Source organism: Phytoactinopolyspora endophytica (assembly GCF_004138495.1).
Taxonomy (GTDB): Bacteria; Actinomycetota; Actinomycetes; order Jiangellales; family Jiangellaceae; genus Phytoactinopolyspora; species Phytoactinopolyspora endophytica.
In genome coordinates this window covers 564,248-572,682 of record NZ_ML142850.1, presented here as the reverse complement: position 1 = coordinate 572,682, position 8,435 = coordinate 564,248, and the positions used below count along the sequence as shown (strand labels likewise).

Here is an 8,435-nt window from a genome sequence, read left to right as displayed (position 1 = left end):
CACCGCCTGGACCCTGTCGGTGTGGGCGGTGAGTTGATGTCGCTGTTCGCCGGTGGCGGTGTCCCATACCCGCACGGTGTGGTCGTCCCCGGCGGTGGCGAGGTGGGTGCCGTCTGGCGAGTATGCCACCGCCTCGACCCAGTCGGTGTGGCATGTGAGTTGGTGCAGCTGTTCGCCGGTGGCGGTGTCCCACAGCCACACGGTGTGGTCGTCTCCGGCGGTGGCGAGGTGGGTGCCGTCTGGCGAGTACGCCACCGCGCGGCCCCAGCCGGTGTGGCCGGTGAGCTGACACAGATTGGTTTCGGATTTGTCGGGCGCTGCTGGCGTCGGGGCGACGATCCAGCCGGGCGCCTCTGCGTAGGCCGGCTCGCAGGCAAGGGCCTGCGCTCGGTATGCGACAGCCTCGTGCAGGTTGGCGCCGTATACCTGGCATTTACGCATGACGGTGCCTATGGCGCGGGCGCGCGCGAATCGTGCTGAACTGAGTCTGGAGTTGTGGAATTCCGCATTAGTCAGATCAGCGTCAGTAAGGATGGCGCCTGTGAGGTCGACTTGTCGCAGTGTTGCACTTCTGAGCGATGCACCGGCCAGGTTGACCTCGCGCAATGGCAACAAGGCCGTATCGGATTTCCTTTGCCCTGCTTCGATCGTCCAGCCGTCGAGCTGTGCTCCGGGTAGTTGGACGCCGGCGAGCGGCTGGTGCGGATGGTCTTGCTTGGCCGCGTGTAGCGCGTAGGCGAAGGCGAGTTCGGAGGCGTGTAGGACGTATCGGTTCCGGATCTGTCCTAAGGTCGCAAGCGCTCGGGATCTCTCGGTGTCGGGGAGGCCGGAGATGGACTGTCCGAGGAAGTCTAGAGTTTCTGGGCTTGGCACTGGCATGGACAATTTCGCCAGCTGCCGCTCGCGGTCGGCTTCGGTGTCTGTGAGGGTTCGGCATAGGTACTGGCTGAGTAAGTACTCGCCGAGGGACCGGTGGGCGAAGGAGTATGTGTCGCTGGTGCGGGACAGGAAGGTGGCTGTGCGGAAGTCTGCTTTCCACAGGTCGGGTACTCGCTGTGGATAGTGGCGTTGGATGTCGGGCCGTTGGTCGAGGAGTTCCAGGAGCCAGTCCTCCGTCTCGGTCGGGCCCCAGGAGTTCTTCTGCGAGCGCCATAGTTCTGCCGCTATCTCCTCCATCAACAGCTGTTTGTGCTCGGGCAGGAGGCTGTGCTTTCCGCTGTCGCGTGAAAGCCACCGATCGACGAATTCACGGTAGAGGTCCACCGCGTGCACTGTGCGGCCGTCCAGTTTGGCTCGCTCGATGAACTCGACTTGGTCGGCGATGAACCGCAGCGTCAGCGGACGCTGTGCCAGGTCTGGCAGGTTGTGGACTGCGGCGATCGTGTCGAGGAAACCGTTGACCTGTGCGTCGTCTCGTTCGAGGTTTGTTCGCAGGTATTCGCGAATTTGCTCTGGGCGGAACGGGAGCATCGTTAAGGCTAGGTAGCTCGCGCTGCGCAGTTTCTCGCGGCCTTCTGCGGTGAAGTAGGTCGTCTCGTCACGGATGGTGCGGAAGTACTGGGTGCGGCATGTCAGCAGGAGTTTGCTGGTCGAGTCTTGGTCCATCACCCGCCACAGCTGTCTGGTGAACAGCTGCCTCTCGTGCGGTGTGAGATGGACAAGTGCCTCGTCAAGGCCATCGAAGATGACAACGGTGTTGCCCTGGTTGATTCGCCCGAGGATGGTCCTGGGGGTCAGGTGCTCGGCGGCGACGTCGTGTGGGCGATTCGCGTTCAGCATCGTCGTCAGGATGTAGTCGAGCGACATGTTCCCTGCTAGACCACTGATGTCGACATCTCTGAGGTCGAAGAGAATCGGTAACGGCAGGGCGGCATCCGCGTCGCGTTCGCCGAGCAATCGTCGTGTGAATAGCTTGACCGTGGTTGTCTTGCCCATTCCGACGTCGCCGAGCAGTGCGCACAGCCGGGGCGCATCGTCTCTTTGGTCGCACGCCCACTCGATCAACCGGCTCACTGCGGATAGAGGTTTCGCCCGCGATGTGGCAGGGCCGTCGAGGTGTGACTCTCTCAGGCTTGCCTCTGCAAGGTCGGCCTCTATCAGGTGCTCGCTGTCTGTATCGCGCCTGCGGTGGGCGAGGGCGGCCGACCACTGCTTCAAATGTGGGTCCGTGTCACGAATCTCGCTGAGCTTGACTGAGGTTGATGGTTCGACGACGCTGCGGCGGATTTCGTCGACGAGGTCCTGAACGTAACGCCGCCGCTGTTGGCTGTTCCTGAGTTCATCCCACGGCTGCTGGCGATGCCTGATGTCATGTAGACGCAACTGACCGAGGCTCAGATGGCCGTCCGGCAGCCCTCTGAACGCGAAACCAATGACGGGACCGGGCGTGTCAAGCACTCGGCTTCGTTCGGTGCTGTCTTTAGCCAGATATGCCGGTGACACCAGCACTACACGGACGTCGGCCTGCTCCCACAGCCGAGCACGGGTGGCGTCGGGATCCTCGCCCAGCCCCACGGACGTGCAGTCCGCGACCTCCCAATTGCCTGGGAGAAGCGCCAGAGATTCCCGCAGCTGCGCCAGAAGGTCACTCATTTTCCGCGATTCACGCGTCTCGACTGGTTCGTGGAAGCTGACGTAGACACGTGTGCGCCGAGAATCTCTCAGCTCGGCAACCTCCTGATCTACGGCATGGACCACGTCCGTACGACCCGCCGTCGCGCCGGCGAACGAAGCGATCTCCTGATCAGCCAGATCGGCACCGTCGAACCAGCCATACCGCTGATCCGGGGAGACTTTACGCGAGTCGAGCTCCAACCGAAGATCGACGCCGCCGTCGACCGCCGCCTGGTTCACCCTCTTGCGGAAGTCCTGAAACGCATCCTGCCCACGCGCGTCACCTTCCGGGAACTCAGCAGCAACTAGAGCATCGCGAAGCAAAAACAGGCCATCGTCTCGCAGCACACCGACGATCGCCTCCAACCGAACCTGCTGAAGAGCCGTCAGCAACGTCGTGTCACGCAGGCGCCGCACGTGGGCGTCGACGAGGCTACGCGGGAGATGATCAGTCATAGTGGGCGATAACCGTTGAGCCCTAGCAGACGGCGCCTGATCGACGAAGCGAGCTCGTTGGCGAACTTCTTGCGCTCGACCCCGGCAAGCTCCTCGAAGGTCCTCCCGTCAAGTGTGAACACGGTCTGACGTTCCACCCCGTGCATGTTCCATGTGCCGTCATAGCCCATCAGAGGGCTAAGCGCTACCGGCAAGGAACCCTTGTCGGCGTGGAGACCAGCGAACCGGGGAAGTTCGTGCTTCCTAATGAACGGCCGACTGAAATAGCTTGTGCTCAGCAACAACACGCCGTAGTCAGCCTCGTCAAGCTGGCCGACAATTGCCGCTTGCAGGTCCTCACCACAGCTGAGATGGCTGTCTTCCCACCACTCGATCTGGAGATCAACGAACCAGCCAAGAGCAGGACGAAGAGGCGCCAAGAGAGCATCCTTCAAGTGTTTGTCCGCGTGACACCAGCTAAGAAACACCTTGGCCCGAGTCACCGCAACGCCTGCGACCATGCCCATCCTATCCCGGATAGCCCCGGATCAAACCCCGGATAGATTCAACTATGCCAGCAAAGCGCTAATTGTCAACGTTCCGACAGCGCCCGTCGACCGCGACGCAGGCGAACCGCAGCACTAACGGGCTCAGCTCCGAGCTCGAGGCCAGATCACCGGATGCGTTTCATCGCCCCGGACCAGAAACTGCCGCACAGGGCACTACGTAAACCGTTGAGCCGGCGACGGATACGCCTGAGCCATGCGCGCCAGTCACATCCTTCGAGCGCACATGAACTGCCGGCCCTGCCGTTTGGCCTGGCGCGTATGGGTCAAGTCCCTGGTAGTGGTGTAGCCATTTGCGGGAAGTAGGTGCCCGAGCGCAGCTTGGGATCGCGACGTCGACGGTGCCGACGCGGGTGTCCAGCTCGCGGTGCCGGTAGCCGTTGCGCTGCGCCGTCCAGTCAGGGTTGGGCTTGCCCCATTCCGCGCCAACGACCGTGTCGGCGTCCGCGGACAGCAACGCGTTGATCATGGTCTGCAGCAGGCTGCGCATCAGATCCGGCGACGCCTCGGACAGGGCTTCCGCGAGCAGGCCTGCAGGGTCGACAATATGAGGTGCGGTCATCGTGATGACTCCGTTCGAGGATTCTGTGGAAGGTTGACTCGAAGGATCACACGGTGACCGCGCCCACGTCCGCGACGAGGCTGGCCACCAGCGCTACACCACTCTATGGGGCACTACTGGAAATATGTCCGAGGAGTCATGGCCAATGCTGTCAGCGGTGGGTGCGATGATCACGCGACATGGCAGCGATTCGGATCGCGGTGGCGCAAGGTGTTGGGACGCAGACCCCGGACGGGGTGTCGATTCGTGAACAGGGACGACAAGTTCGAGATCTGATGGCCAGCGCGGCCGACGGTGGAGCTCGGTTGATCCTGTTCACCGAGGGGGCGCTGTCGGCATACCCGCATAAGCGGTTGATGTCGCATGATCCGGACCGGGTGGCGGAGTCGGACTGGTCACGGGCCGATTGGGCGGTGCTGGAGGAGGAACTCGCCGCGACAGTCAAGCACGCCGGTGACGTGGGTCTGTGGGCGGTGGTCGGCTCGGTCCACCTGGTGGCGGAACGCGAGCGACCCTTCAACAGCCTGTACGTGATCAGTGAGACCGGGCACCTGGTCGGCCGCTACGACAAGCGGTATCTATCACCTACCGAGTCAACGTTCATGTATGCAGCGGGTGATCATCCGACGGTTTTCGAAGTCGATGGGTTCCGCTTCGGCTGCGCCTCGTGCATCGAGGCCAACATGCCAGAGGTGTTCATCGAGTACGAGGCACTCGGGACAGATTGCGTGCTATTGGCCAGCTACGACGACAGGCCCGCCGAGCCGCTCGGGGATAGCCGATCCATGGCGCACGCGTTGCTGACCGGGATGTGGATCGCATTCGCGGCACCCGGCGTCGCGTCGGGAGCAGCCGTATCCTGCGTAGCTTCGCCCGATGATCGATGGCTGGTCCGGGGACGCCCAGACGGGACGCCTCAGGTGCTGTTCGCCGACCTCGACCCCGAAGATCCCGCGATGCGCGCCGGCTATGACCGTGGCTACCGGCCCTGGCGGGTCTGCATCCGGAACGGGTATTGCCCCACGCCGGATGAGATCACGGCATTGCAGGAGTCTTCGAAGCCGGGAGTCGCCACGCCCCCATGACATCCGTCGCGGACGGACCTGGCCGCCGATGCAGCAACCTCGACACAACTGCAACGCTGGCGCCGAGGGCTGGAAGGACGTCGACGTGGCGTCGGTGTCCGAACAGATGCCTCTGTCGAGCACGAATCTGGAGGGAGTGCGGAGGCGGGTATGAGGGAGTGGGGAGCATGGATTGGGAGCAACTTGGGAGCAGATCCGTGCGTTGAACGGCCTGGAACGGCGGTCAACGGCTTCGAACGGACCCGTTCTACCTGCGGATGTGTCGTTTCCGCAGGTAGAAAGAGGTTTCGTCCATGGTTCACACCGAAGAGGTCATTGGTTCGATTCCAGTATCGCCCGCCCATGTTTTACAGCTAGGCGGCCTGTCGATATTCACAGTCGGCGGGCCGTTCGTGCGACGTGGGCGCAGATCGGGAGCACGCGATCTTGACCATAGTTGCGTTTCCGAAGTGTTCGGGGCGTTGCCCGGTGTCGTATGGCGCCAGGCCGTGTGGATAGCGGACAAGACCAGGATTTGTTGAACTCCTTGCCTGCTTCGATGCCCTTCAGAACCTTGACGCACTATCCTCGCATCCGTGAAGCCGAGCGAACGGTACGAGCGTGACGCTGAGGACCTGAGGACATTCCGTGATGCATACTTGGCCTTGCTCAAAGTCCAGCGGGTAGTCCCCCCCCAGGTGCTTGGCAAACTACCGTCACATGGCAACAGATCCGCGAACCCGTTGGAAGCGCCAGCGGACCTGCCGCTGATGCGTTTGAGAGGCACGGAAACGTCGACAGCAACGTCGTAGCCGACTGGCGTTGGTCTTTGTCGAGCTTTGGTCCCACTACATCCGACGAGCTCTTGTCCGAAGTAGACGCGGCGATCGGGAATGCCGAACGGGCCAGCGAGGACGCCAAGCGACGAGAATGCGGGATCACTGGGATTGTTGCCAATGTCATGCGCTGGCCTTCCAACCTGGAGTTGGACGGCTGATCGGATGACGTCACGGGTCCCGCTGCAGCGATGGACCGATTCACGACCCGACGCCTAGGGTTGACGGATGAGAGGGCTGCGCGACGAGGCCCGCGCCGTCGCGCGCAGTAGCCGGACGTGACCGAACGAGCGCTGAAGAGGACGACACGAGATGACGGCAGTACCCACCATTACCCTCAACAACGGTGTCGAGATCCCACAGCTGGGATTCGGGGTCTTCAAGGTCGAGCCGGAGAAGACCAAGGAGACGACCCTGACCGCCCTGGACGTGGGGTACCGGCACATCGACACCGCCGAGATGTACGGGAACGAGAAAGGGGTGGGTGAGGCGGTCCGCACGTCCGGCATATCCCGTGATGAGATCTTCGTGACCAGCAAGCTGAACAACAGCTTCCACGCCTACGACGACGCGATCAAGGCATTCGACCGGACCATGGCCGACCTCGGGCTCGACTACCTCGACCTATTTTTGATCCACTGGCCGCTGCCCAAGGTCGGCGACTTCGTCGAGACGTGGAAGGCCATGGAGGAGATCTCCCGCTCCGGCCGTTGCCGGGCGATCGGTGTGTCGAACTTCCAGCCGCATCACCTGCAGCGGCTGCTCGACGAGACGGAGACCGTTCCCGCGGTCAACCAGATCGAAGTCCATCCGTACCTGACCCAGGACGACGTACGCGAGTTCGGAAGCCGGCACGGCATCGCCACCGAGGCATGGTCTCCTCTCGCCAAGGGCGCGGTCGCCGGCGACCCAACCCTGGTGCGGATCGCTGAACAGCACGGCAAGACACCTGCACAGGTCACGCTGCGTTGGCACATTCAGCGCGGTGACATCGTCTTCCCGAAGTCGGCGAACCGCAGCCGGATGGAGGCGAACTTCGATGTCTTCGACTTCGAGCTCGGCGACGACGACGTCGCCACCATCGCAGGGCTGAACCGTGACGAGCGGACCGGCCCTGATCCGGACGAGTTCAACTGGGTGCCCTGAGCTCCTTCTGGACGTGGGCGTCGGCGAGGTCGATGGAGAGCTTCACGGCGCCGTTGCCGTGCTCCCTGGCGATCTCCATCGCCTGGGGAAGCTCTTCGATCCCGAACACGGAACCGAGGCAGTACTCGACGTCGATCCGGCCCTCCTGGATGTGCCGGATCGCGTCCCGAAAGGACGTGAGCCCAGGCTCTTCCTGCGTCTTTCCGGCCCACTGGATGCGGACCGCCTTGCGGAAGGCCTCATACATCGGGAACTCGGCCGTCCCGAACCGCTCGGGCAGGCCGAAGTACCCGACGGTGCCGAAGGGGCGCACGGCCGTGATGGCGTCGGCCCGGCACGAGTCGTAACCGGCGGCCTCGATGACCAGGTCGGCTCCCTGACCGTCGGTCAGATCGAGGGTCGCTTCGGGGAGCGAGCCGGTCTCCGCGTCCAGGACGACATCGGCGCCTTGCAGACGTGCGACCTCGAGCCGCTGCGCGTTGAGGTCGGAGACGACGACGTTGTCGAACCCGAGTTGCTTGAGCTGCTGCAGGAAGAACAGCCCGGCCGATCCGGCTCCGATGACGGCGGCGGTCCCGGTCGAGATGCCCGTGCTGCCATCGCCCGGCCAGAACGTGCGCATCGCGTACAGGGTCGTGCCGTACTGCTGAGCCATCAGCAGGCGCTCCATGTCGCCGTCCGTGGGAAGGGGGACCACGCGCGTCTGGCTGATCAACTGGTACTCGGCGAAGCAACCGCCGATGGCCCCGGTCGGGACCGTGAGCAGCCTCGTTCCGATCGGAAACTCCGGCGAGCGCGAGTCGACCACTTCGCCGACGCCCTCATGTCCCGGATATCCCGGGCGGCCGAGCCGGTCCGGGTTGAGTAGGCCGTCGAAGAGCGTGTGGACGTCCGACCCGCAGATCGACGCCCGGTGCATCCGGACCAGAAGATCGCCCTCTCGCTTGATGGTCGGGACGGGGAAGTCGGCGACCTCCATGATGGAGTAGCGGGGGACGACAGCGGCGCGCATCATCTTTTCTCCCAGGCGTGATCGGCGCGGACGGGAATGGACGACGGGGACGGGCTATCCGACTAAACCATAACCGCGCTGGACTGTGCCGGGTGACGACGATGTCGCCTCGGTCGCATGGCTGAACCGCGATGAGCGGACCGGCCCTGACCCGGACGATTTCACCTGGGTCCCCCGAGGACGGCTCGGTGGGCGATCCAA

Annotated in this window: 5 protein-coding genes and 1 pseudogene; 2 read left to right on the top strand and 4 right to left on the bottom strand. The window is 63.4% G+C overall.

The genetic code is table 11. The annotated features are described in order from the left end of the window. From ELR45_RS05890 to ELR45_RS05880, 3 genes and pseudogenes are all read right to left on the bottom strand, one after another. Positions 1-3,069 (bottom strand): NACHT domain-containing protein (locus ELR45_RS05890; protein ID WP_129664174.1); only part of this gene is annotated, 3,069 nt, incomplete at its 3' end. Beyond that, positions 3,066-3,575, bottom strand: a complete 510-nt coding sequence (locus ELR45_RS05885) for a TIR domain-containing protein (protein WP_129664172.1) — start codon at positions 3,573-3,575, stop codon at positions 3,066-3,068. The genes ELR45_RS05890 and ELR45_RS05885, both read right to left, overlap by 4 nt. 332 nt (positions 3,576-3,907) lie before the next feature. Beyond that, positions 3,908-4,176: pseudogene (locus ELR45_RS05880) on the bottom strand (transposase); the annotation flags it as partial. A gap of 179 nt (positions 4,177-4,355) precedes the next feature. Between ELR45_RS05880 and ELR45_RS05875 the strand changes: the two are divergent. Beyond that, entirely contained in the window at positions 4,356-5,261 is a 906-nt protein-coding gene (locus tag ELR45_RS05875) for a carbon-nitrogen hydrolase family protein (RefSeq protein WP_129664170.1), read from the top strand. A 1,127-nt stretch (positions 5,262-6,388) separates the two neighbouring features. After that, on the top strand, positions 6,389-7,222 hold the full coding sequence (locus ELR45_RS05870; RefSeq protein WP_129664168.1) for an aldo/keto reductase: 834 nt from the start codon (positions 6,389-6,391) through the stop codon (positions 7,220-7,222). Here the strand turns inward: ELR45_RS05870 and ELR45_RS05865 are convergent. Then, positions 7,206-8,237, bottom strand: coding sequence for a zinc-binding dehydrogenase (locus ELR45_RS05865; RefSeq protein WP_205856109.1), 1,032 nt, complete (start codon positions 8,235-8,237; stop codon positions 7,206-7,208). The genes ELR45_RS05870 and ELR45_RS05865 overlap by 17 nt on opposite strands. Positions 8,238-8,435: the final 198 nt, after the last annotated feature.

Excerpts from the sequence above, each read along its gene's own strand:
- ELR45_RS05885 (WP_129664172.1), bottom strand. The coding sequence starts at position 3,575 with ATGGGCATGGTCGCAGGCGTTGCGGTGACTCGGGCCAAGGTGTTTCTT.
- ELR45_RS05875 (WP_129664170.1), top strand. The coding sequence starts at position 4,356 with ATGGCAGCGATTCGGATCGCGGTGGCGCAAGGTGTTGGGACGCAGACC.
- ELR45_RS05870 (WP_129664168.1), top strand. The coding sequence starts at position 6,389 with ATGACGGCAGTACCCACCATTACCCTCAACAACGGTGTCGAGATCCCA.
- ELR45_RS05865 (WP_205856109.1), bottom strand. The coding sequence starts at position 8,237 with ATGATGCGCGCCGCTGTCGTCCCCCGCTACTCCATCATGGAGGTCGCC.